The organism is Sphingobium xenophagum (assembly GCF_031457465.1).
Taxonomy (GTDB): domain Bacteria; phylum Pseudomonadota; class Alphaproteobacteria; order Sphingomonadales; family Sphingomonadaceae; genus Sphingobium; species Sphingobium xenophagum_A.
The window spans coordinates 140684-163555 of the sequence record NZ_JAVDWV010000002.1; the positions used below are offsets into that span (position 1 = coordinate 140684).

19 protein-coding genes and 1 riboswitch are annotated in these 22872 nt (G+C 65.1%); of the genes, 1 reads left to right on the forward strand and 18 read right to left on the reverse strand.

The annotated features are described in order from the left end of the window. Positions 1–42 precede the first annotated feature (42 nt). Positions 43–2034 (forward strand): ATP-binding protein, encoded by a 1992-nt coding sequence (locus tag J2W40_RS02320; RefSeq protein WP_310221733.1) that lies wholly within the window; start codon positions 43–45, stop codon positions 2032–2034. Here the strand turns inward: J2W40_RS02320 and J2W40_RS02325 are convergent. The 18 genes from J2W40_RS02325 to J2W40_RS02410 form a co-directional block, all read right to left on the reverse strand. Then, positions 1991–2869 (reverse strand): hypothetical protein, encoded by an 879-nt coding sequence (locus tag J2W40_RS02325; protein ID WP_310221735.1) that lies wholly within the window; start codon positions 2867–2869, stop codon positions 1991–1993. The genes J2W40_RS02320 and J2W40_RS02325 overlap by 44 nt on opposite strands. Positions 2870–2914: 45 nt before the next feature. Beyond that, on the reverse strand, positions 2915–4123 hold the full coding sequence (locus J2W40_RS02330; RefSeq protein WP_310221737.1) for a cytochrome P450: 1209 nt from the start codon (positions 4121–4123) through the stop codon (positions 2915–2917). A 79-nt stretch (positions 4124–4202) separates the two neighbouring features. Then, positions 4203–4832, reverse strand: a complete 630-nt coding sequence (locus J2W40_RS02335; RefSeq protein WP_310221739.1) for a DUF938 domain-containing protein — start codon at positions 4830–4832, stop codon at positions 4203–4205. Then, entirely contained in the window at positions 4829–6397 is a 1569-nt protein-coding gene (gene gcvPB, locus J2W40_RS02340; protein WP_310221741.1) for an aminomethyl-transferring glycine dehydrogenase subunit GcvPB, read from the reverse strand. The genes J2W40_RS02335 and gcvPB overlap by 4 nt, the downstream gene beginning before the upstream one ends. Next, a complete protein-coding gene (gene gcvPA / locus J2W40_RS02345) occupies positions 6394–7752 on the reverse strand; it encodes an aminomethyl-transferring glycine dehydrogenase subunit GcvPA (RefSeq protein ID WP_310221743.1) in 1359 nt (452 codons plus the stop codon). The genes gcvPB and gcvPA overlap by 4 nt, the downstream gene beginning before the upstream one ends. 151 nt (positions 7753–7903) lie before the next feature. Beyond that, positions 7904–8275, reverse strand: a complete 372-nt coding sequence (gene gcvH, locus J2W40_RS02350) for a glycine cleavage system protein GcvH (protein WP_310221745.1) — start codon at positions 8273–8275, stop codon at positions 7904–7906. Between the two features lie 58 nt (positions 8276–8333). Next, entirely contained in the window at positions 8334–9500 is a 1167-nt protein-coding gene (gene gcvT / locus J2W40_RS02355) for a glycine cleavage system aminomethyltransferase GcvT (RefSeq protein WP_310221747.1), read from the reverse strand. 176 nt (positions 9501–9676) lie between these two features. Beyond that, positions 9677–9777, reverse strand: a riboswitch (glycine riboswitch). A gap of 102 nt (positions 9778–9879) precedes the next feature. Then, positions 9880–11022: a deoxyguanosinetriphosphate triphosphohydrolase gene (locus J2W40_RS02360; RefSeq protein WP_310221749.1), complete on the reverse strand. Its 1143-nt coding sequence runs from the start codon at positions 11020–11022 to the stop codon at positions 9880–9882. An 11-nt stretch (positions 11023–11033) separates the two neighbouring features. Beyond that, complete coding sequence (locus J2W40_RS02365; protein WP_310221751.1) at positions 11034–12827, reverse strand: tetratricopeptide repeat protein; 1794 nt, start codon at positions 12825–12827, stop codon at positions 11034–11036. A gap of 163 nt (positions 12828–12990) precedes the next feature. After that, positions 12991–14415 (reverse strand): cell division protein FtsZ, encoded by a 1425-nt coding sequence (ftsZ, locus tag J2W40_RS02370; protein ID WP_310221753.1) that lies wholly within the window; start codon positions 14413–14415, stop codon positions 12991–12993. Between the two features lie 107 nt (positions 14416–14522). Beyond that, positions 14523–15809, reverse strand: a complete 1287-nt coding sequence (ftsA, locus tag J2W40_RS02375) for a cell division protein FtsA (RefSeq protein ID WP_310221755.1) — start codon at positions 15807–15809, stop codon at positions 14523–14525. A gap of 5 nt (positions 15810–15814) precedes the next feature. Next, positions 15815–16759 carry a cell division protein FtsQ/DivIB gene (locus J2W40_RS02380; RefSeq protein ID WP_310221757.1) on the reverse strand — a complete coding sequence of 315 codons (945 nt, stop codon included), beginning with the start codon at positions 16757–16759 and terminating at the stop codon, positions 15815–15817. Next, on the reverse strand, positions 16752–17702 hold the full coding sequence (locus J2W40_RS02385; protein ID WP_310221759.1) for a D-alanine--D-alanine ligase: 951 nt from the start codon (positions 17700–17702) through the stop codon (positions 16752–16754). Before J2W40_RS02385 ends, J2W40_RS02380 begins: the two co-directional genes overlap by 8 nt. A 136-nt stretch (positions 17703–17838) precedes the next feature. After that, positions 17839–18747, reverse strand: a complete 909-nt coding sequence (gene murB / locus J2W40_RS02390) for a UDP-N-acetylmuramate dehydrogenase (protein WP_409050331.1) — start codon at positions 18745–18747, stop codon at positions 17839–17841. Next, the gene (locus J2W40_RS02395) at positions 18729–18926 is read right to left on the reverse strand and encodes a hypothetical protein (protein WP_310221763.1); all 198 of its coding nucleotides are present in this window, start codon (positions 18924–18926) and stop codon (positions 18729–18731) included. The genes murB and J2W40_RS02395 overlap by 19 nt, the downstream gene beginning before the upstream one ends. After that, the gene (murC, locus tag J2W40_RS02400; RefSeq protein ID WP_310221765.1) at positions 18926–20353 is read right to left on the reverse strand and encodes a UDP-N-acetylmuramate--L-alanine ligase; all 1428 of its coding nucleotides are present in this window, start codon (positions 20351–20353) and stop codon (positions 18926–18928) included. Before murC ends, J2W40_RS02395 begins: the two co-directional genes overlap by 1 nt. A 148-nt stretch (positions 20354–20501) precedes the next feature. Further along, the gene (murG, locus tag J2W40_RS02405; RefSeq protein WP_310221767.1) at positions 20502–21668 is read right to left on the reverse strand and encodes an undecaprenyldiphospho-muramoylpentapeptide beta-N-acetylglucosaminyltransferase; all 1167 of its coding nucleotides are present in this window, start codon (positions 21666–21668) and stop codon (positions 20502–20504) included. Beyond that, the gene (locus J2W40_RS02410) at positions 21665–22867 is read right to left on the reverse strand and encodes an FtsW/RodA/SpoVE family cell cycle protein (RefSeq protein ID WP_310221769.1); all 1203 of its coding nucleotides are present in this window, start codon (positions 22865–22867) and stop codon (positions 21665–21667) included. The genes murG and J2W40_RS02410 overlap by 4 nt, the downstream gene beginning before the upstream one ends. Positions 22868–22872: the final 5 nt, after the last annotated feature.

Consider the following 22872-nt stretch of genomic DNA (forward strand, 5'->3'; position numbering starts at 1 on the left):
TGTTGTTTCGCTGCCGGAGCGGTTGGGCTAGTGTGACAGGCTATGGCACAGGGCGACTACACCGATACACAGCGTAAGGGGTGGCGTGGCATGGCCCGGCGCGCCCTGCCCTTGCTGCTCGTTGTCCTGCTCATCGGCTCGCTCGGTGCGCTGCTCTACAGCGCCAGCAACGCCACTCGCGATCATCAGCGGGCGTTGGTGGAGCAGCGGCGCAGCTTCGACATCATCGCCCTGGCCCGCGCGTTCGAAGCACGTACCGCCCGCGCCGAAGTGACGCTGGCCCGCTATGTCATCAGCCTCGATACCGACACCGGGCGTCTCTTTCAGGATCAATGGCGGGGTGCCGCCAGCCAGTTGAAGGCGCTTCACTACGCCACCCGCCATAGCGGCTGGCAACGCGGCAATGTCCAGGCGTTGCAAAAGGCCTTTGACGACCGCACCAAGACGCTGAACGAAATCGCCCTGCGCACGACCTATGGGCAGAAGATCGGGGCGCTGGGCCGCTTTCATGAGGCTGGCAGTTCGCAGGATCTCAAGCGGATATCGGCCCTGCTCGACATCGTCATCAAGGCGGAAAATGAACGTCTGCGCGAACGCAGCCTTGCGGTGACGCTGGCGGGCGACCGCACCCAGGCCATGGGGCGCACCTCCGGCCTATTGGGCATTGCCCTGCTGGTCTGCGTCCTCTTCGCCGCCTGGTTCGCCAACAATGCGCTGACAGACCGGCGCAACGCCCGGCGGCTCGCCGATGCGGAGAGCGAGCGGGCCGACCGGCTCGATGCGGCCGTGCGCGCGCGTACCGCCGAACTGACCGAAGCCTATGAACGGCTGAAACAGGAATCGACGGAGCGCGAAGCGGCGGAAGAAAATCTTCGCCAGATGCACAAGATGGATGCCGTCGGCCAGTTGACCGGCGGCATCGCCCATGACTTCAACAATATGCTCGCGGTCGTCGTAGGGGGCCTGGAACTGGCCAAGCGCAAGATGCGGATGCAGCCGGAGGAAGCCGGTCGCCATCTCGACAATGCCATGGAGGGAGCCAACCGCGCCTCGGCCCTGACCCGCCGTCTGCTCGCCTTCGCCCGCGCCGAACCACTGCTACCCAGCGCGGTCGATCCCGATGCGCTGTTGTCGGGCATGGCCGACCTGATCGACCGCACCATCGGCGATCAGATCCGGGTCAACTTCACGCAGAATGCGCAAGGCTGGCGTATCTTCGTCGATCAGCATCAGATGGAAAATGCGATCCTCAACCTGTGCGTCAATGCGCGCGACGCGATGGACGGGCGCGGCCAACTCACCCTGTCCACCGGCCGCGCGACGCTGGCCGCGGACGAGATCGGCGAGTGCCAGGCGGGCGATTATGTCACGCTGACCGTCACCGACGACGGCTGCGGCATGAGCGCGGACGTGCTGACCCGCGTGTTCGAACCCTTCTTCACCACCAAGCCGGTGGGCAAGGGCACCGGCCTTGGCCTCAGCCAGATTTTCGGTTTCGTGCGCCAGTGCGAGGGCGAAATCCGCATCGAATCGCAACCGGGTGAAGGCACCAGCGTCCATCTCTACATGCCCCGCCGCACCGGAGCCGCCGCCGATGCGCTGGGTCAGGAGGCGCAGGCCAACCAGAGCCCCGTCGAGCATCCGCCGACCCGCATCCTCGTGGTGGAGGATGATCCCCGCGTCCTTAATCAGACGATGGCGGCGCTCGGCGAACTCGGCCATCTGCCGATCGCCTGCGATCATCCTTCAAAGGCCGCCCGGCTGCTATCCCATAATAGCGACATCGGCCTTATCATCAGCGACGTGCTGATGCCAGACCTGACCGGGCCGGAAATGGTCAAGGCGCTGCCCGCCGCCTACGCCCATATCCCCGTGCTGTTTGTGACCGGCTATGCCGGCGACATGACCGAAAGCGCCGATTTCGCGGGCCATGCCGTGCTGCGCAAACCCTATACGCTGATGGCGCTGGGTCAGGCGCTGGGCCAGGCGCTCAGCGAATCGCCCCGGAACGGAACAGCGCAGGCAGCAGAGTGACCGCACCCAGCAGCGGCCAGCGCCGTTGCCATGGCTTGATGGTGATCGCCGTCCCGGCATGGCGGTTGATCTTCCAGGCGAGATAATCAATCCCGCCCGCATAAGTGAAGCTCGCCTTGGCCAGGCGCACCACCGACAACCATTTGCCGCGCCGCTGCAGCGCGCGCCAGCGCTTCGGCGCATCGGCGGGCGAAGGCGGCAAGCCCTGCGCCAGCGCCGCCTCCCCCAACTGTCGATAGCGTTCAGGATCGGCATCGACGATCGACAGCGACCGCCCCTTTCGCTCCGCACGCAATTCGGCCGCATAGGTCAGGGTAAAGCCGCAGCGCCACAGGCCCAGCACCTCGTCGCCCCCTTCCGCCATTGGCCGGGCCAGCGACAACAGGGTCGGCGCGGCCTGCGCCACCGCGACGATCGCCCGCTGCCTCGCCAGATCGTCGGCCGCCCACAACAGCCGCGCAGGCTGGGCAAAGCGCGCCCAGACCGAGACATTGTCCGCCGCTACACTGTTCAACCGCGCAAAGTCCGCTTCCGACAGGACGGCATATTTGGCGATCAATCCCTGATGTTCGAACGGAAAGACATTGGGCGGGATCAGCGCATTGGCGCGCGCCAGCCAGCTTTTGCCATAGGCCGCCGTATAGTCCGACACGATCAGGTAGAAATCGAGCATGAGCCCGTCGAGATTGGCTTCGCGCAGGCAGGAGCCATAGAAAAGCACCGCCCGCGCTGCCTGCGGATAGCGCGCCGCGATCGCCCCCGCCATCGCCGCCGCGCGCGGATCGGCAGGCTGGAGCAGTTCGGCGCGGACGAGATCGACTAGGGCGTTGGGCATTGGCCCGCCCTTAGAGCGGATCGCGCGCGAAATGAAGAGGGGCAATCAGTCCCAGCGCAACGGCAGCGCTGTGCAGGCGCCGACATTACCGCCCTTCATCGTTACCGGGCGATCAGGGTCGAGCCGAACAGTCGGCATCCGGCCCAGCCATTCGCGCAGAAACACGATCACCTCCATCCGCGCGAGCCCCGCCCCTACGCAACGATGCGCGCCCACGCCCATCGTCGTATGCCGCGTCGCATTGAGCTTGCGGTCGAACCGCACCGTTTCGGGCGCATCGAAACTCGCCGGGTCCAGATTGTGCAGGACGCTCGGCAGATAGATGATGTCCCCCGCCTTAAGCATCACGCCATCCACCTCAACATCGGTGACGAGATTGCGGCTGACCGAAACGGTGGGGTAGCGGCGCATCAATTCATCGGCGGCATCGGGGATCAGGTCCGGCCTCTCGCGCAGCAATGCCTGGTCCTGCGGATGGCGCGCCAGGTGCAGCGCAACCATGCCGACCATCGCGACCACCGTATCCAGTCCGCCGAACAGCAGGTTGCGGCACATGCGCCGCGCCTCATCCTCGCTCCAAGCGCGCCCGTCAATTGGTTCGGACAGGATGCGACTGAACAGGTCGGTCCCCGGATTGGCCATGCGCGCGGCGATATAGGGTGCCAGATAGTCGTCAGCCGCATCGCGCAATTGCTCGACCGTCATCGACCCATCCGGCCGCGTGAGTTGCGACCCCAGCGCCCGCAATCGCGGCCGGTCGGACAGGGGCACGTCGATCAGCGTCAGGAAGATGTGCAGCGGCAATATCTCGGCGAAATCCGCCACGAAGTCGCACGAACCCCGGTCGATCAACCCGTCGATCAATTCGCGCGCGACCTGCGTCACCTGCGGCTCCATTGCGACGACGAAGCGCGACGCAAAGCCCTTCATCACCGCCATGCGAAACGGCTGATGCTCCGGCGAGTCTTGTTGCAGCGGAATGAAACGCATCACCTCGCCAAGCCCCGGCGTCACGGCCAGCACTTCGCTCGACAGCCGGACATTGTCCGCCCACAGCGCCCGGACAATCTCGCCGCGCGTCGCGATCCAGTGGCCCCCATTGGCGCTGGTCCACACGATTCCGGGACCATCCTCCCGCACCAACGATTGCCACGCCGCGAAATAATCCTGCTCGACGCCGGGCGGCTCGAAAATGTCGAAATCGACGATCCGATCCGCCGGAACATGGGCAGGCCGTGCCAATATGCTCTGCATTACCCTGCCTCCCCTATCCTCTTATCGGGAGAGAGCCTATCGCGGCGTCACGCAGCGGCAACCTGTCACTAGCGGCAGGTCAGGCGCGGCGGAAGATCAGCGTCAGATTGTTCGCGGGCATCGATTGAACGCAATCGAGCGCGAAGCCCTGCGCCGTCGCCAGCGCGGCAACATCGTCCAGCGCCCTTATCCCCCATCGCGGATCGCGCGCGTGCAAGCTGGCATCGAACTCCACATTGCTGGGCGCAGGCGCAACATCGGCCTGAAAATAGGGACCATAGAGGATCAGCGGCGCGCCCTTTGGAAGAACCCCCGCGCCTTGCGTGAACAATCCCAACGTTGCTGCCCATGGGCTGATATGGGTCATATTGATGCACAAGATCGCATCCGCCCGGTCGATCGGCCAGTCCGCCGCCGCATCCAGCAGCATCGGCGCACGCAGATTGGCCAGGCCCGCCTCCCCGCGCCACGCCTCGATCGACGCCAGCGCCGCCGGATCGGGATCGCTCGGCTGCCAGTTGAGCGCGGGCAGCCCAGCCGCGAAATGTACCGCATGTTCGCCGCTGCCACTCGCCACTTCCAGCACCAGCCCGGAAGAGGGCAGCGCCTCCCCCAGCACCGCCAATATCGCGTCCCGGTTCCGCAGCGTCGCGGGGGCGTGACGTTTGTACGCCTCGCCGTCCGCTTCGCCCGGAATCCAGACCGTCATTCCGCCGCCTGTGCCAGCCTAGGCGCTTCCCAGGTCAACACCGGCTTGCGCGCCGCCAGCGTCTCGTCCAGTCGGCGACGCGGCGCATGATAGGGCGCACCCTTCAGCGCCTCATCCCCGGCCTTGGCGCGTTCTGCCAACGACCGCAGCGCCATGATGAACTGGTCGAGCGCCGCCTTGCTCTCCGTCTCGGTCGGCTCGATCAGCATCGCGCCATGGACGACCAGCGGGAAATACATGGTCATCGGGTGGAAGCCCTCGTCGATCAGCCCCTTGGCGATGTCGAGCGTGGTGAAGCCCTCGGCCAGCCCCTTGTCGCTGAACAGCGCCTCGTGCATGCATGGCCCGCTGCTGCCAAAAGGCGCGTCCAGCACATCGTCCAGGCTGCGCAGGATATAATTGGCGTTGAGGACCGCATCCTCCGCCACCTGCCGCAACCCGTCCGCACCATGGCTCATGATATAGGCGAGCGCGCGGGTGAACATGCCCATCTGCCCGTGGAAAGCCACCATCCGGCCAAAGGTGCCGCCATGATGATCCTGCGCGGATTCTTCCTCGATCAGCACAAACTGGTCGCCCTGCTTCTCGACGAACGGCAGCGGCGCATAGGAGGCCAACGCTTCCGACAGCACGACCGGGCCAGAGCCGGGACCACCACCGCCATGCGGTGTCGAGAAGGTCTTATGCAGGTTGATATGCATCGCATCGACGCCCAGATCGCCGGGGCGTACCCGCCCGACGATGGCGTTGAAATTCGCACCATCACAATAGACGAACGCGCCCGCCGCATGGACGGCATCGGAAATCGTCTTGAGGTCGCGCTCGAACAGGCCGCACGTATTGGGATTGGTGATCATCACCGCCGCCACATCCGGGCCAAGCCGCGCCGTCAGAGCCGCCAGATCGACGCGGCCTTCGGGCGTCGCGGGAATATCCTCGACCTGATAGCCGCAGAAAGCCGCCGTAGCCGGATTGGTGCCATGCGCACTTTCCGGCACCAGCACCACCGATCGGGCATCGCCCCGCGCCTCCAATGCTGCCCGGATCGCCAGCAAGCCGCACAATTCCCCATGCGCCCCCGCCTTGGGGCTCATCGCCACACTGTGCATCCCCGTCAGCGTGACCAGCCATTGTGCCAGTTCATGGATCACCGCCAGCGCGCCCTGCACCGTCGATTGCGGGGCGAGCGGATGCAGGTCCGCGAAACCGGGCATCCGCGCCACCTTTTCATTCAGGCGCGGATTATGTTTCATCGTGCAACTGCCGAGCGGAAACAGGCCCAGGTCGATGGCGTAATTCTGCCGCGACAGCCGCGTATAATGGCGCACGGTTTCCTGTTCCGACAGGCCCGGCAGGCCGATCGTCTTGCGCTCCAGCCCGCCAAGACGGCTCGCAACCTTCGGCGCGGGCGCGAAATCGACGCCTGTCGTCTCGGTCGATCCAATCTCGAAAATTAGCGCCTCTTCCAGCATCAGCGCGCGATTTCCCGTCACCGTCGCCGGAGCCATATGCGCATCCGCAACCGCGACCGGCGTGGTGGGACGGCCTTCCTTGAGCATGGTCATGCCAGTTCCTCCTCAAGCGCCGTAGCCAGCGCCTCTATATCCTCTGCCGTCACCGTTTCGGTCACCGCGACGACCAAGCCCTTGCCGATCGCAGGCGCATCGGGGAACAGCCGCCCCAGCGACACGCCCCCCAGCACGCCCTTATCGGCCAAGCTGCGCACCACGTCGCGCGCATCTCTGGTCAGGACCAGGGTGAACTCATTGAAAAAGCTGTCGTTGAGCAGTGTCACGCCTGGCACCTGCGCCAGCCGATCGGCGGCCTGCACGGCCAGCCCGTGATTAAGGCTCGCCAATTCGCGCAGCCCGCGTTCCCCCAGCAACGTCATATGAATGCTGAACGCCAGCGCACACAGGCCTGAATTGGTGCAGATGTTTGACGTCGCCTTCTCGCGGCGGATATGCTGTTCGCGGGTCGACAGCGTCAGCACGAAGCCGCGCTTGCCCGCCGCATCCACCGTCTCGCCGCACAGGCGGCCCGGCATCTGCCGCACATATTTCTGCTTGCACGCGAACAGGCCGAGATACGGCCCGCCAAATTGCAGGCCGACGCCGATCGACTGGCCTTCGCCCACGACGATGTCCGCGCCCATCTCACCCGGCGGCACCAGCGCGCCCAGCGCCACTGGCTCGGTCACGACCGCCACCAGCAAGGCACCCGCCGCATGCGCCGCATCGGCCAGCGGCGTCAGATCGGCAATCCGCCCCAAAATGTCGGGATATTGCACCACGACGCAGCTCACATCCTTGTCGATGCTGGCGATCAGCGCGTCGATGTCCGTCTGCGCCGTCAGCGTCGGCGCCTCATGCGCCAGCAGGTCGCCGGTGAACTTCGCCATCGTCCGCGCGACCGACACATAATGGGGGTGCAGGCCTGACGACAGGATTGCCTTGCCCCGCTTGGTGATGCGCCGCGCCATGCCGATCGCTTCCCAGCAGGCGGTCGACCCGTCATACATGGACGCATTGGCGACGTCGCAGCCGAGCAGACGGGCCACCTGCGTCTGGAACTCGAACAGGACCTGCAACGTCCCCTGCGCGATTTCTGGCTGATAGGGGGTGTAGGCGGTCAGAAACTCGCCGCGCTGGATCAGATGATCGACGCTGGCGGGGACATGATGCTTATACGCGCCCGCGCCCAGGAAGAAGGGCGCTTCCCCCGCCGACAAATTCTGCCGCGCCAGTTTGCTCATATGCCGCTCGACCGCCAATTCGCTGGCATGATCGGGCAGGCCTTCGATCTGGCCGGAAAGCCGGGCCTCGGCAGGCACATCCACGAACAAATCATCAATCGACGCCGCGCCGATGGTGGCAAGCATCGCCTGCCGGTCAGTGTCGGTAAGGGGTAGGTAACGCATTTGCAAAACTCCCCCCTCCCTTTCAAGGGAGGGGCCGGGGGTGGGTCGCGAGCGGAGCGAGCGCTGCTCCGTGGCGAAAGGGCGGACGCGCCCTGCGGTCGCGACCCACCCCTTCCCCCTCCCTTGAAAGGGAGGGGCTTATTCTCGTGCGTTACAAAGCAGCGACGAACGTCTTATACGCCGCTTCGGTCATCAGCCCTTCCAGCTCGCTCATGTCGGTGATGCGCAGCTTGAAGAACCAGCCATCCTCTTCGGCATCGCTGTTCACCAACGCGGGTTCGTCTTCCAGCGCGCCATTGGTCTCGACCACTTCGCCCGAAATCGGCGCATAGACGTCAGACGCGGCCTTGACCGATTCCACCACAGCGGCGTCATCGCCCTTGTCGAAGGTCGCGCCTTCGACCGGCAGTTCGACGAACACGATGTCGCCCAATTGCTCCTGGGCAAAGTCAGTGATGCCAACCGTGGCGATCTCGCCCTCGACGTCGATCCACTCATGTTCTTCGGTAAAATAACGGCTCATGATGATACTCCCGGAATGATGTGCTTGAAAATCATGATCACAAAAAGTCGAAACAAAATCAGGCAGCCGCGCGGCGATAGCGATGCGGCACGAACGGCATCGGCGTGACGGTCGCGGCAATGCGCTTGCCACGCACATCTATCTCCAGCGCGGTGTCGAGCGCGCTATGCGGCAGGCTGACCCAGCCCATCGCAATCGGCGCGCCAAGCGTCGGCGCAAAGCCGCCCGACGTCACTTCCCCGACCAGATTGTCGCCGACAAAGATTTGCGCGCCCTCCCGCGCGGGCAAACGCCCCTGGATTTTCAGGCCAACGCGCTTCGTGCCGGGGCCATCGGCCAGTTCCTTCATCACCCGGCCATGGCCGATGAAGCCGCCCTCCGCCCGCCGCCGCTTGCCGATCGCAAAGCCCAGATCCGCGCCAATCGTGCTGACGGCCGACGTCAGGTCATGGCCGTAAAGCGGCAAGCCCGCCTCCAGCCGCAGCGAATCCCGCGCGCCAAGGCCGATCGGCTTGACCTGGCGGAGCGCACACAGCGCATCGGCAAAAGCCTCGGCGGCTTCCGCAGGAAGGCTGATCTCGAACCCGTCCTCGCCGGTATAGCCCGACCGGCTGATCCACAGCGCCACGCCATCCCACTCGAACGCGCCGCACTGCATAAAGGTCAGGTCCGCCGTCCCCGGCACCAGCGTAGCCATCGCCTCGCCGGCCTCCGGCCCCTGCAACGCCAACAGCGCTTGCTCGTCCATATGGTTCATCACGACCTCATCGGGCAGATGCTCGATCATCCAGGCCATGTCGTCATATTTGGTCGCGCCATTGACAACCATATAGATCGCCGCGCCATCGAATGCGCCATTGGCGGGACGCGCGACCATCAGGTCGTCGAGAATGCCGCCATCCTGATCCAGCAGCATCGAATAACGCTGGCGACCGGGTTTCAACCCCTTGATGTCGCTTGGCAGGAGGATTTCGAGCGCTTCGTCCACGCCCTCGCCGGAAAAACCGATCTGCCCCATATGGCTGACATCGAACAGCCCGGCATGTTCGCGGGTCCAGCTATGTTCGGCCATGATGCCATCATAATGGATCGGCATATGATAGCCCGCAAAGCCGACCATGCGCGCGCCCTGCGCACGGTGCCAGGCGTCGAGCGGCAGCGCTTCGAGCGGCAAGGCCTCTTCCAGCATGGCAATATCATCGTTCGAGTCAGAGTGGGCGGTCATCGGACGGCCTTTCCGTGAGAGGGTTGCAGCGACGTTCAGCCCGGCCCGCACCGGACCGCTTCTGTTCGTCACCCCCTCTGTCACGGGAACCTGAGAGCTTTGACCAGCGGCCTTGCGGCCACATGGCTTACCCCTTCGGTGGGACGAGATGACCCGTCCGCTTTCCAGAGTGCCTTGCGCGCGATGCGGTCCATTGGCCTGAGAGATTCCGGGGCGGTTGCTCCTTCGGCGACGGGGACGGCCTCAAAGGCCACCCATGCTCTCCCGCATCATGCCCAGCGCCGAATCCTCGACGCCGGAGACGTCCTAGGCATTGCGACAAAGGACAGGGCACGTCAATCAGCTAAAAGATCCTCCCCTTGCAGGGGAGGATTTGGACCTACCCGAAAATCTCCGCATGCCGCTTCTCGGCATAGCGGTCCGTCATCCCGGCGATGAAATCCGTGATGTGGCGACTACGCGCCGGTTCTTGCCTAACGCACTCGTCGCGCCATTCGGGCGGCATCAGGCCCGGCTCTTCCTGATAGGCGCGGAACAGGTCGGTCACGACCACCCGCGCCCGGTCGGCCGCCGCCATTTGCTCTGGATGATGATAGAGGGTGGCATACATGAAGCGTTTGAGGTCGCGCTCCTGCGCCGCCAGTTCCGGCGAAAAGCCGACCAGCGTCCGCCCCAGCGCGCGCACATCTTCCACCGTCTCGACCCGCGATTCCGCGATATTCGCCCGCGTCGCCGCCAGCAAGTCGTTGGCCATCACGCCGATCTGCTCGCGCACCAGTTCGCGCAACAAACCATCCTGCGGCACATCGGGATAGCGGGTTCGCACCCTGTCCCAGCAGGACGCGACGAACGGCACCTCCAGCAACTGCTCCAGCGTCAGCAGCCCGGCGCGCAACCCATCGTCAATGTCGTGATTATCATAGGCAATATCGTCCGAAATCGCCGCCAACTGCGCCTCCAGCGAGGCATGGCTGGTGAGGTCCAGCGGGAACAGCGCATCCAGTTCGCGCATCGCCCAGCCGGGATGCGCGATCGGCCCATTATGTTTGGCCAGCCCCTCCAGCATCTCCCAGCTGAGGTTCAGCCCCTTGAAGCGCGGATAGGGGCTTTCCAGCAGCATCAGCGTGCGCAGCGTATGAGCATTATGGTCGAACCCGCCATGATCCTCCATCGCCGCTTCAAGCGCATCTTCGCCCGCATGGCCGAAGGGCGGATGGCCGATATCATGCGCCAGACAGAGCGCTTCTGTCAGATCCTCGTTCAGTCCTAGCGTGCGCGCCGTGGTGCGGCCGATCTGCGCAACCTCCAGGCTGTGGGTCAGGCGGACGCGGAAATGATCGCCATCGGGCGACACGAACACCTGCGTCTTGTGGCGCAGCCGGCGAAAGGCGATCGAATGGATGATGCGATCGCGGTCGCGCTGGAATATGTCACGCGGCCCGCGCACCTCCCCGCCCGGTTCGGGATGAAGCCGTCCCCGGCTGGCGGCGGGGTGGCAGGCATAGGGGGCAAGGATCGTCATAGGACGTCCTCTTACTGGCCGCCCAGCCTTTCGACCACCTCTCCCGCACTGCTTTTCCACGCAAAGGCATCGCCGCCCGCAGCCTTAAGTTTATCTTCCAGCGCCTTGGCGCGCGCAAAGTTGGGGAACGGGCCAACCAGCAGGCGGTTGGTCTGTCCCCAGCTTGCGCTCCATCCATCCTGCCCGGACAGGCTGTCATATTTCTTGCGCAACGCATTGAGCGTGAAAGCCAGGCCCGACTTGTTCGCGCCGATGCCGATCTGCAACCAGTTACGCGACGGATTGTCGGCCAACTTCTTCTTTTCTTCCGCTTCCTTCTTCGCCTTGGCGTCGGCTTCCGCCTTGGCCTTGGCGAGCGCCGCCTTCTTCACCTTCTCGGCGGCGGCCTGCCGCTCGGCGCGGCGCGCCGCCTGCAGCGCGGCGATCTCCTCCAGATCGACGGCGGCGACACGCGCCTGTCGCTCGGTTTCGGGCACGTCGATCGCACGAATGATGTCGGCGAGCGTTCGCGTCGCCTCCGGGTCCGGCTGCGGCGGCGCAGCGGGCACGGATTGGACCATGGCCGGTAGAGGCGCCGTCTGCGGCGCAGGCGCGGGCGCGACGGTAGCTACCGATTCGAAGCCCGGCGCGGGCGGCCCCTGCACCGCCGTAGCAGGCGCTCGTGCCTGCTGCACCGGCGTTGGCGTTTGCTCCGGGGTCGGCGCGATTGCCTGGACGGATGGCGCAATGGCAGTCGGTGCCGTCTGCGCGGGCGCAGGACTTGGGGTCGGCTGAACCATCGGCGTCGGGGGGGGCACGGGCGTAGGTTGCACCATCGGCGTGGGCGTGGGCGTGGGCGTAGGCGTAGGCGTAGGCGTAGGCTGAACCGTCGGCACCGCCTGCCGTTGCGTCTGCGCCCGTGCCATCGCCACGCGGGCGGGTGTTTCGGCGCGGGCCAGGCGCGCGGCTTCGCGCCGCTGGCGTTGCTGTTCGGCCCGACGCTCCCGCGCGCTTTGCGGCCGACCGGTCGGCGCGGCGGCGACCGCCACCGGTGCGGCTGGCACCACGACCTGCGGTGAGCCGGGCGCTGGCGGGGTCGGCGTGATCGCCGCGATGCGCGTGCCGGTCTGCGCCGGGAACTGCCCGAAATGCACCGCTGCCGCCTTTTGTGGCGCGGTCAAATAGGGCATTTTCTGCATATAGGGAACGATCGCCGCCGCCAGTGGCGCGGGCATGGTCTGGTCGGCGACCTTGCGCGCTTCGGCCTGCTGGTTGTTCATCGCCAGAATGAACGCGCGATAGCGCCACGCCGCCCGGTCGCTCTTGTAGAGCAACGGTTCCAGCGCCCGCTCCGCCGCCGCCACCTGCCCTGATATGCCCAGCGATGCGGCATAACGGCGGATCAGTTCGGCATCGTCGGGCGTGCGCTGCAGGGCGGCCTGATAGTCTCGCTGCGCCCCGGCCTGATCGCCAGTCATGTCGCGGGCCAGCCCGCGATCCGCCAAGATCGTCGCGTCGGCAAATCCCAGCCGCCCAGCCTGATCGAACAGCCGCACGGCCTCCGCCGGGTTCTGCAGCTTCAGATTGACGCGCGCCAGCCCGACCTTGATCCGGCCATTGCCGCTCGTGATTGTATCGGCCCTTGCAAAGAAACCCGCCGCCGCGCGCGGATCGTCCAGTGCCAGCGCCGCCTCCCCCGCGCCGATCAACGCATCCACGTCGCGTGGATTGGCCGACAGGCGCGCCAGATTGCTGTTGAGGTCGGCGGCGCCAAGGGGACGGACCAGTTGGGCCTGGTCGGTTTGCGCCTGGGCGGTTCCGGCCATCAGCAGGCCGCCAAGAATCCATGAAAGATATTGTGTCACATCCGCGCTCTAGCGGATCAAGGCGCGAATAGGAAATCGCCCGAACAAAAAAGCGCGCCGTGCTGCCCCATAGGACAGACGGCGCGCTGCATAACCGGCGCGGCACGGGCCGCGCGCGATGATCTTACTGGTTGTTCTGGCGATTCAGGAAGCGGGGAATATCGACACCGGCGGCGTCATCGCCACCCGGCACCTTGTCCGCGCCACGGGTCAGGCCCGCCATCCGCTCGAACAATGTGCCGCCACTCGCAACGCGGGGCGCTGCAGGTTGCGCGGGCGCTGCGGCTGGCGCGGCATTATCGGCACCCAGCACCAGTTCGTCCTGATCCGGCCCCTCGTCGGAAAACACCGCTGCAGGCTTGGGCGCAGCAAAGGGCGCGGGGGCCGCTTCGACGGGCGCAGGCGCGGGCGGCGCGGGGACGTCCAGTTCCAGCGTTTCGGGTTCCGGCGCGGGTGCTGCGACCGGCGCAGGCTGCGACGCGGGCGTCGCTGCCTTGAGCGCACCACCCTGCTGCGGCACCGACACGGCCGGACGGCTCGCAAAGCTGAACGGCTGCGTCAACGGCGCGGCATGGTTGCCGATCTCATTGTCGATGCCGGTGGCGACCACCGACACGCGGATCTTGCCATTGAGGTTGTCGTTGAACGCGCTGCCCCAGATGATGTTCGCGTCCGGATCGACCAGCTCGCGGATATGGTTGGCGGCTTCGTCCACTTCCATCAGGCGCATATCTTCGCCGCCGACGATGGAGACGATCACGCCCTTCGCGCCGCGCATCGACACGCCGTCGAGCAGCGGGTTGGCAATCGCCTTCTCGGCCGCCTGCAAAGCGCGGCCGTCGCCTTCCGCTTCGCCGGTGCCCATCATCGCCTTGCCCATTTCGCCCATCACCGACCGCACGTCGGCAAAGTCAAGGTTGATGAGGCCGGGCATGATCATCAGGTCGGTGATGCTGCGCACGCCCTGCTGCAACACTTCATCCGCCATCTGGAACGCTTCCTTGAAGGTCGTGTTCGGGTTGGCGATCAGGAACAGATTCTGGTTCGGAATGACGATCAGCGTATCGACATGCTTCTGCAGCTCGTCAATGCCGCTTTCCGCCGACTTCATGCGGCGATTGCCTTCGAAGGTGAAGGGCTTGGTCACGACGCCAACGGTCAGGATGCCGCGCTCGCGCGCCGCCTTGGCGATGACCGGGGCCGCGCCGGTGCCGGTGCCGCCGCCCATGCCAGCGGTGATGAAGCACATATGCGCGCCTTCCAGCGCGGCTTCGACCATGGCGATGGTTTCTTCCGCCGCCGCCTTGCCGATTTCGGGACGCGATCCGGCACCAAGGCCCTCGGTGATCTGCGGACCAAGCTGGATACGGCGTTCGGCCGGCGAGCTGTTCAATGCCTGCGCATCGGTATTGGCGACGATGAAGTCCACGCCTTCGACATTGGCGGCGATCATGTTCGCGATGGCATTGCCGCCCGCGCCGCCGACGCCGATCACCGCGATCCGCGGCTTCAGTTCGTCCACATGCGGTGGGCTGATCTCAATGCTCATATATTCTGCTCCCTCAGCTTCCTCGTCAGGAAGCGACACCGTCACTAATTGTTAACACCAGAAAATAGGGGATTTCACCAGCTATTTTCGTTTCCTTGAAAATTCGGTCAATAGTTTGTCTTCATCGCGCGCATCATCCGCTGCCACCAGAGCGGAGTCCCAAGACGATGCACCGTCTGCGGCGACGGCGCCATCGTTCGGAGATCAACCGGGTTGGAAGCACCGTAAAGCGCCAGACCCGCCAAAGTTGCAAAGGCCGGGCCACTATGCGCTTCGGGCATGGCGGACAAGCCCCGTGGCCGCCCGATCCGCACCGCGCGGCCCAGCGCGCCCTGCGCATAATCGGCAATGCCCTTCATTTCCGCGCCGCCTCCGGTCAGTACCACCTGCCGCCCGGTCGGCGTATTGAAGCCCATGCCCGCCAGCGCCGTATTCACTTCGGCCATGATCTGGTTCAACCGTTCGCAGATGACGCCGACCAGTGCCGCGCGGGTAATCTTGCCGCCTTCAGCATTCGGCCCGGCCGCCTGCCCGGCCGCCGCACTCTCGCCATGGGGCGGCGCTATCTCGATCATCTCGCGGAAATCGCGCGGATTTTGCATCGCCGACCCATAGAAGCATTTGATCCGCTCCGCCTGGCTGCGCCGAATGCCAAAGGCCGAGGCAATATCGTCGGTAATGTCCGCCGCGCCGATCGGGATGCTATGCAGCCCCACCAACATGCCGCCCGCATAGAGCGAGACATTGGTCACTCCCGCCCCGATCTCCACCAACGCCACGCCCAGATCGCGCTCTTCTTCGGACAGACAGGCAAGCCCGGTCGCGATCGGTGCCGCGACGATCGAATTGACGTTCAGATAAGCACCGCGCACGCACAGGTCGAGATTGGCGAGCGGCGCGCCATCGGCCAGCACGACATGGATATCCACGCCCAAAAGGTCAGCGTGCATCCCCAGCGGCTTCTTCACCGGCACCCGGCCATTGATGGTGAAGCAGGTCGGCTGGGCATGCAACACCACCCGGCCATCCGGGTCGATGCCCTGTTGTCCGGTGGTCAGCAGGTCGTCAATATCCGCCTGCTCGATACGATAGCCCGCCATGTCGCGCTCGACCGTGACGACATCGCTGACCAGGCTGCCGCCCGAAAAACTGACCCAGACATCTTCGATATTGGTCCCCGCAACCCGCTCAGCCTGCTCGATCGTTTCGCGCACGGCGAGTTCGGTACGCTCCATGTCGGCGATGAAGCCGCGCCGCACGCCCCGGCTCTCGCGCTGGCCGGTGCCCAATATCGCCAGCTCGCCCGTGTCGGTCCGCCCCGCGATCAAGGCGGAAACCTTCCACGACCCGATATCGATCGCGGTGATCAGCTTTTCGACCTTGGGCTGCGCCATGCGGTTTAGCCCTCTTCCTCCGCGGGCGCAGCGCTCGCGGTCTTGCCGTCAGTGGCCATCGGCTTGTCCTCGACCTTGCCCTGCGGCAGGCGCAGGACGAAACGATCAGGGTCCCGCATGTCGAACTTGACGATCCCGCGCCCCAGCAGGCGGTTGACGCCGTCCATGCGCGCGAAATTCACCAGAGCCGCCGCGCTCCCCTTGTCGCCTTCGGGCAGGGAGAGGGTTTCGCCTGACTGGAACCGCAGATCCCAGCGGCGATTGCCGACCCAGGTCGCCCCCGCCAGCATCGGTTTCAACGCCGGCGCATTGTCCATCAGCGCATTCAGCCCTGCCGTCTGCCGATTGGCGTCCGGCCCCACCACCAACGGCAGGTCGGGCATCGCATTGGCCGACACAGGTTGCAGCACCACGCCGGTCACGTCGATCAGGTGCAGCCGCCCGCCATGCTGCCACACCGCCACCGGATCACGCTCGACGATGTCCACCACCAGCGTATCGGGCAGGCGACGGGAAATGCGCGCATCCTTGACCCAGCCCAGCTTCAGCATCTCGCTGCGTACCTTGGGCAGGTCGAGCGACAGCATCGACCGATCCACCTGGCCTAGCGCGATATTATAGACGGGCAGTTCGTCCATCCGCTCGACGCCGCGCACTTCGACCTTGTCGACCTCGAACCCGGCGCGCGCGGCCAGCAAAGCCGCCTGCTTGTGCGCCATGGCGGGCACGCCGAAGAACATTGCGACACCGACTACGCCCGCGCCGAAAATGCCGACGATCGCCCAGCTCGCCATGCGTTGCAGCGTCGCTTCGCTGACCGGCAGCGCCTCGATCACCCGGTCCAGCGTCGATTGCCGCTTGAGCGTGCGCCCGCGCCGCCCCTTGGCTGCCTTGTCGCGCGCGCTGCTCAATCGCGTGGAGCCGCCCCGTCTGATGCGTGTCTCAGCCATGTTCCGTCCCCCCGGCGCGCGACAGCGCTTCTGCGACAATAGTCTCTACCAACGTGGCATAGTCAATGCCCAGCTTCGCCGCCTGTTCAGGGACAAGGCTCAAGGGCGTCATCCCCGGCTGGGTATTGACCTCCAGCAGATAGAGACCCTCGACCCCCTGTTCATCGTCCCAGCGAAAATCGGCGCGCGACGCCCCCTCGCAGCCCAGCAATTGATGCGCACGCAGCGCAATCGCCTTGCAGGCTTCGGTGATGTCGGGCGGAATATCGGCGGGGCAGACATGCTCGGTCATGCCATCGGTATATTTGGCATCGAAATCGTAAAAGCCGCTCTTGGGGCGCAATTCCGTCACCAGCAGCGCCTCATTGCCCAGCACGGCGGTCGTCAATTCGCGTCCGCGAATATAGGGTTCGGCCAGCAGTTCGGGGAAATCCTGCCACGGGCCGACACTGTCGCGGCCGATGGGATCGCCATAATTGCCCTCCGCCGTGACGATCGCCACGCCGACCGAACTGCCTTCATTGACCGGCTTCAACACATAGGGACGCGGCAACGGATCGCCAGCGAACAGGCTCTCGCTCGCCACGATCTTGCCGCCGGGCATGGGAATGCCATGCGGCACCAACGCCTGCTTGGTCAGCTGCTTGTCGATGGCGATGACCGATGTGGCAAGGCCGCTATGGGTGTAGGTCAGGCCCATCAGGTCCATCATCCCCTGCACCGTGCCATCCTCGCCCGGAACGCCGTGCAGCGCGTTGAACACGACATCGGCCTTGCCCTCGGCGAGACGCGCGGCGACATCACGATCCATATCGATCCGCGTGACCCTGTGCCCGCGCGATTCCAGCGCCTTGGCAACGCCCTCCCCGCTCATGAGGGAAACCGGCCGCTCCGCCGACCAGCCACCCATCAGGACGGCGACATGCCAGGGACCACGGGTCATGCCATTCCTCCACGGCACGGGGAGGGGGACCGCTGGCGAAGCCAGTGGTGGAGGGGGCGTGCAGCGGGGCGGGCCCCCTCCGTCAGGCCTTCGGCCTGCCACCTCCCCGTACCGGGGAGGAATTGGCTACCCATCATCACTTCCGCACCCCCACCCGCTGAATTTCCCATTCCAGTTCCACGCCGCTCTTGTCCTTCACCCGCCGCCGCACTTCTTCGCCCAGCGCTTCGATATCCGCGCTGGTGGCGTCGCCCAGGTTGAGCAGGAAATTGGTGTGCTTCTCGCTCACCTGCGCGCCGCCGAGTTGCAGCCCGCGACAACCCGCCTCATCCACCAGCGCCCAGGCTTTGTGCCCGTCCGGGTTCTTGAAGGTCGATCCGCCGGTCTTGCTGCGCAGCGGCTGGCTGGCTTCGCGCGCGGCGGCGATCCGGTCCATTTCCGCCTGGATCGCGGCCGGTTCGCCCGGAACGCCCCGGAAGCAAGCGCTGACCACGACAGCCCCCTCCGGCAGGGTCGAGTGGCGATAGCTATAGCCCAGTTCATCCTTCGACAGCGTCACCCGCTCGCCCGACCGCAGCACCACGTCGCACGACACCAAAATGTCGCACGTCTCGCGCCCATAAGCGCCGCCGTTCATCCGCACGAACCCGCCGACCGTGCCGGGGATAGAGCGCAGAAATTCGAGACCCGCTATCCCCTTGTCCCGCGCCGTCGAGGACACGAGAATGCCCGACGTCCCGCCGCCGCAGACCAGGGTGGTCGCGTCCACTGCCTCGACGGTGGCAAAGGGCTTGCCCAGCCGCACCACCACGCCCGGCACGCCGCCATCGCGTATGATCAGGTTGGAACCCAGGCCGATCGCCATCACCGGCGCCGCCGGATCGAGCGCGGACAGCAAATCGGACAAGTCCTGCGCATCCTTCGGCTCGAACAGCCATTGCGCCGCGCCGCCCGCCTTGAACCAGACAAGCGGGGCCAGCGGCGCATCAGGCTTGATCGTGCCACGGACAGCAGGAACGGCCAGGCTCAACCGCGCACCCCCCAAATATTCATCCAGTTTTTCATAGCCTTAACGCCAGCCTCATTGGCCTGGGTCACGGCCATGCCAGCCTGTACGTTTTGCTGTGCGGCATCGATCATGTCGCGCGCCACTTCGACGCCCTGCATCTGCACGTCGATCATCCGCTTCTGCATTTCCAGGCCAACGGCGAACAGTTCGAACATCAGACCGCTTCCTTGACCTTGGCGGACACTGCCGCCGCCAGCCCCGCCGCCCATTTGGTGATGTCGCCCGCGCCCAGGCAGACGATCATGTCATCGGGCTGGATGTCAGCGGCGATCGCATCGACCAGTTCGTCCATATCCGCCACGGCAGAAGCATGGCGATGCCCCCGGCGCTTCAATCCCGCGACCAGCGCCGCGCTGTCCACACCCTCGATCGGCTGTTCGCCAGCGGTATAGACGGGCGTTGCGTAAACCATGTCCGCATCGTTGAACGCTTGCTGGAAATCATCCATCAAATCGCGCAGTCGCGTGAAGCGATGCGGCTGCACCACGGCGATCACGCGACCCTGTGCGCCTTCGCGCGCCGCCGCCAGCACGGCTTTGATCTCGACCGGATGGTGGCCATAATCGTCGATCACGATGGCGCTGCCATCCCCGACCGCAATCTCGCCAACCTTGGTGAAGCGCCGCTTGACCCCGCCAAACTTGGCAAAGCCCGTCTGGATCGTCGCATCGTCGATCCCCATGTGCAACGCCACGCCGATCGCCGCCATTGCGTTCAACACGTTATGGCGGCCGGGCATCGGCATTTCGATCCCCTCGATCTTCCGCGTTGATCCATCGCGCTCGCGCACCTGAATGTCGAAACGGTTGCCGCCAGGGAAGCTGACCACATTGTCGCCGCGAATATCGGCCTGCGCCGAAAAGCCATAGGTGACGATCCGCCGGTCCTGCACCCGCGGCAAAATCGCCTGCACTTCGGGATGGTCGAGGCACAGCAACGCCGCGCCATAGAAGGGCACATTGCCGACGAACTCGACAAAGGCATCCTTCACCCGGTCGAAATCGCCATAATGGTCGAGATGTTCGGGGTCGATGTTCGTGACCACCGCAATCGTGCCGTCCAGCCGCAGGAAACTGCCGTCGCTCTCGTCGGCCTCCACCACCATCCAGTCGCTATTGCCCAACCGCGCATTGGAGCCATAGCTGTTGATGATGCCGCCATTGATGACCGTTGGGTCCACCCCGCCCGCGTCGAGCAACGCCGCGACCATAGACGTCGTCGTGGTCTTGCCATGCGTCCCCGCAACGGCAACGGTGGATTTGAGGCGCATCAACTCGGCCAGCATTTCCGCGCGGCGAATGACCGGCACCCGCGTCTCCAGCGCCAGCTCGACCTCCGGGTTGCCGCGCTTGATCGCGGTCGATGTCACTACCACGGCGGCATCGCCCAGATTTTCCGCTTTATGGCCGATCATCACGCGAATGCCCTTGGCGCGCAGTCCTTCGACCACATAGCCTTCGGCGACATCGCTGCCCTGCACATCATAGCCCAGATTGTGCATTACCTCGGCAATGCCCGACATGCCGATCCCGCCAATGCCGATGAAATGGATCGTGCCGATGTCCGTGCCGACACCCTTCATATCATTCCTCCCCAATATGGGGAGGGGGACCGCCGCGAAGCGGTGGTGGAGGGGGCTATCCCTCCACGCCACACCCGGACGATAGCCCCCTCCGTCAGCCCTTCGGGCTGCCACCTCCCCGTATCGGGGAGGATTTTGAACTGATTATTCACGCCGGGACCCCCGCGAGATTCAGCGTCGTCGGCATCGGCCCGACCCGCACCGGATCGTTGACGATCGGTGCATGGCCAATGCTTTCCAGCAGGTCCGCCATATCGCGTGCAGCATTCGGCCGGCCGCAGCCCCATGCGCGCTTGGCGGCGTTCTGCAATGCGCCAGGCTCCATCGCCATCTTCTGCATCTGCTTGGCCAGTTCGACGGCGGTAAAGCGCGTCTGCGTGATCGTGCGCGCGCCGCCCGCCTCGGTCATCTCGCGCGCATTGGCGGTCTGGTGATCGTCCATCGCGCTTGGCAAGGGGATCAGGATCGCGGGCCGCCCGGCGCAGGTCAATTCCGCCAGCGTCGAAGCGCCCGCGCGCGCGATCACCAGATGCGCCCAGCCCAGTTTTTCGGGCACGTCATTGAAATAGGTGGCGAGGTCGGCGGGGATTTCCATCTCCGCATAGGTTTTGCGCACCCGGTCGATATCCTCGGCGCGGCATTGCTGCGTCACCTGCAACCGCCGACGCAGCGCGACCGGCAGCATCGACAGGCCTTCGGGCACGACGCTCGACAGGATGGACGCCCCCTGGCTGCCACCGATCACCAGCACCCGGAACACGCTTTCGTCGGTCAGCGCCGGGAAATCCTCGTCGCGCAGGGCTTTGACCTCCTCGCGCACCGGATTGCCGATCAGATGGACCTTCGCATCATATTTGGGCTTGAGCCGCTCGACCCCCGGATAGGCCGTCACGATCGCATCGACCCGCCCGGCGAGCAGGCGGTTGACCCGGCCCAGCACCGCATTTTGTTCGTGGATCGCGGTCGGAATACCGTCGGCCAGTGCTCCCAGCAAGGCGGGCATGGCGGGATAGCCGCCGAAGCCGACGATCGCCGTGGGCCGAAACGTCTCGTTCAACCGCCGGGACATGGCGCGCCCCGCGAGGATCGCCTTCAACGCCCCCGGCCAGCTTGCCGGGTTCTTCGTCATGCGCCCCGCTGGCATGATATGCACTTGCGCGCGGTCGAAGATACCGGGAATCTTCGCGCCGCGCTCATCCGTGACCAAAGCGACATGATGGCCGCGCGCCATCAGCTCTTCGGCCACCGCATGGGCGGGAATCATATGACCCCCCGTCCCGCCAGCGGCCAGGACGAAGTGACGGGAAATGCTCATCGACCACTCCATTTGACGACCGTATGCCGACCCATGAAGGGGTTGCGTCGCGTGAAGGCGAGCAACAGGCCGACGCCGATGCAAAGCGCGAGCATAGAGGAGCCGCCATAGCTGATAAAGGGCAGCGTCATGCCCTTGGACGGAAATATCTGCGCATTGACGCCCATATTGATGATCGCCTGCAATCCGAACTGGGTGGTGAGGCCCGCGGCGGCCAAAATGGTGAACACATCCTCCTCGTCCAGCAGGCGCAACAACACCCGCACGATGATGGCGAGATAGACGCAGGCAATGGCGATGCAGGCGAGCAGCCCGAACTCTTCGCCGATCACCGAGAAGATATAGTCGGTATGCGCTTCGGGCAGGCGGAACTTATGCTGGCCCCCGCCCGGTCCGACGCCGGTAAAGCCGCCATGGGTGATCGTGCGGAAAGCAAGGTCGGTCTGGTCCGGCCCTACGCTCTTGTCCACGCCGATGCCGAGAAAGTCGTTGAAGCGCTGGCGCCCATTTTCATAGAACATATAGGCCGCCACCAAGCCCGCGAGGCCTGCGCCGATCAGCGCGCCGATCGCCCGCATCGACACACCCGACAGCAGCAGCAACACGCCCCAGCAGGCGCAGAAGATCACCGTCTGGCCGAAATCGGGCTGGCGCATCAGGACCAGCGCGATCAGCGCCGTGGTCACGCCGGTCAGCGGAATGACAGGCAGGGTCTGGTCCTTGCCGCGCAGCGACAATAGCCAGGCCAACGTTACGACATAAGCGGGCTTGAGAAACTCCGAAGGCTGAAAGCGGAAGCCCGGCAAGTCGATCCAGCGCTTCGCCCCGTTCACCGTACTGCCCAGCAGCGGCACTGCCAGCAGCATCACGAAGAAGAACATAGCCATGAAGGTTGCCAGCCGCCGCGCCTGCGGCCGGGGCAGCATGGAAATGACCAGCATGATCGGCAGGCCCAGCAGCACGAAGAAGAGCTGGCGATAGAAATAGACGAGCGGATTGACCGCGATCTGCGCGGTCGACCGATCAATCGCGGCCACCGGAGAGGCAGCGGCAACCGCCACCAGCCCGATCGCCATCAGCGCGACGATCAGCGACAGGAGGACGCGGTCGATCTCCCAGAACCAGATGGCGAGCGCCGTGCGTTCGCGCGGCACGGTGCGGGTGCGAAACCCTTTCACCAGGTCGCCAGCTCTAGACATCCGTG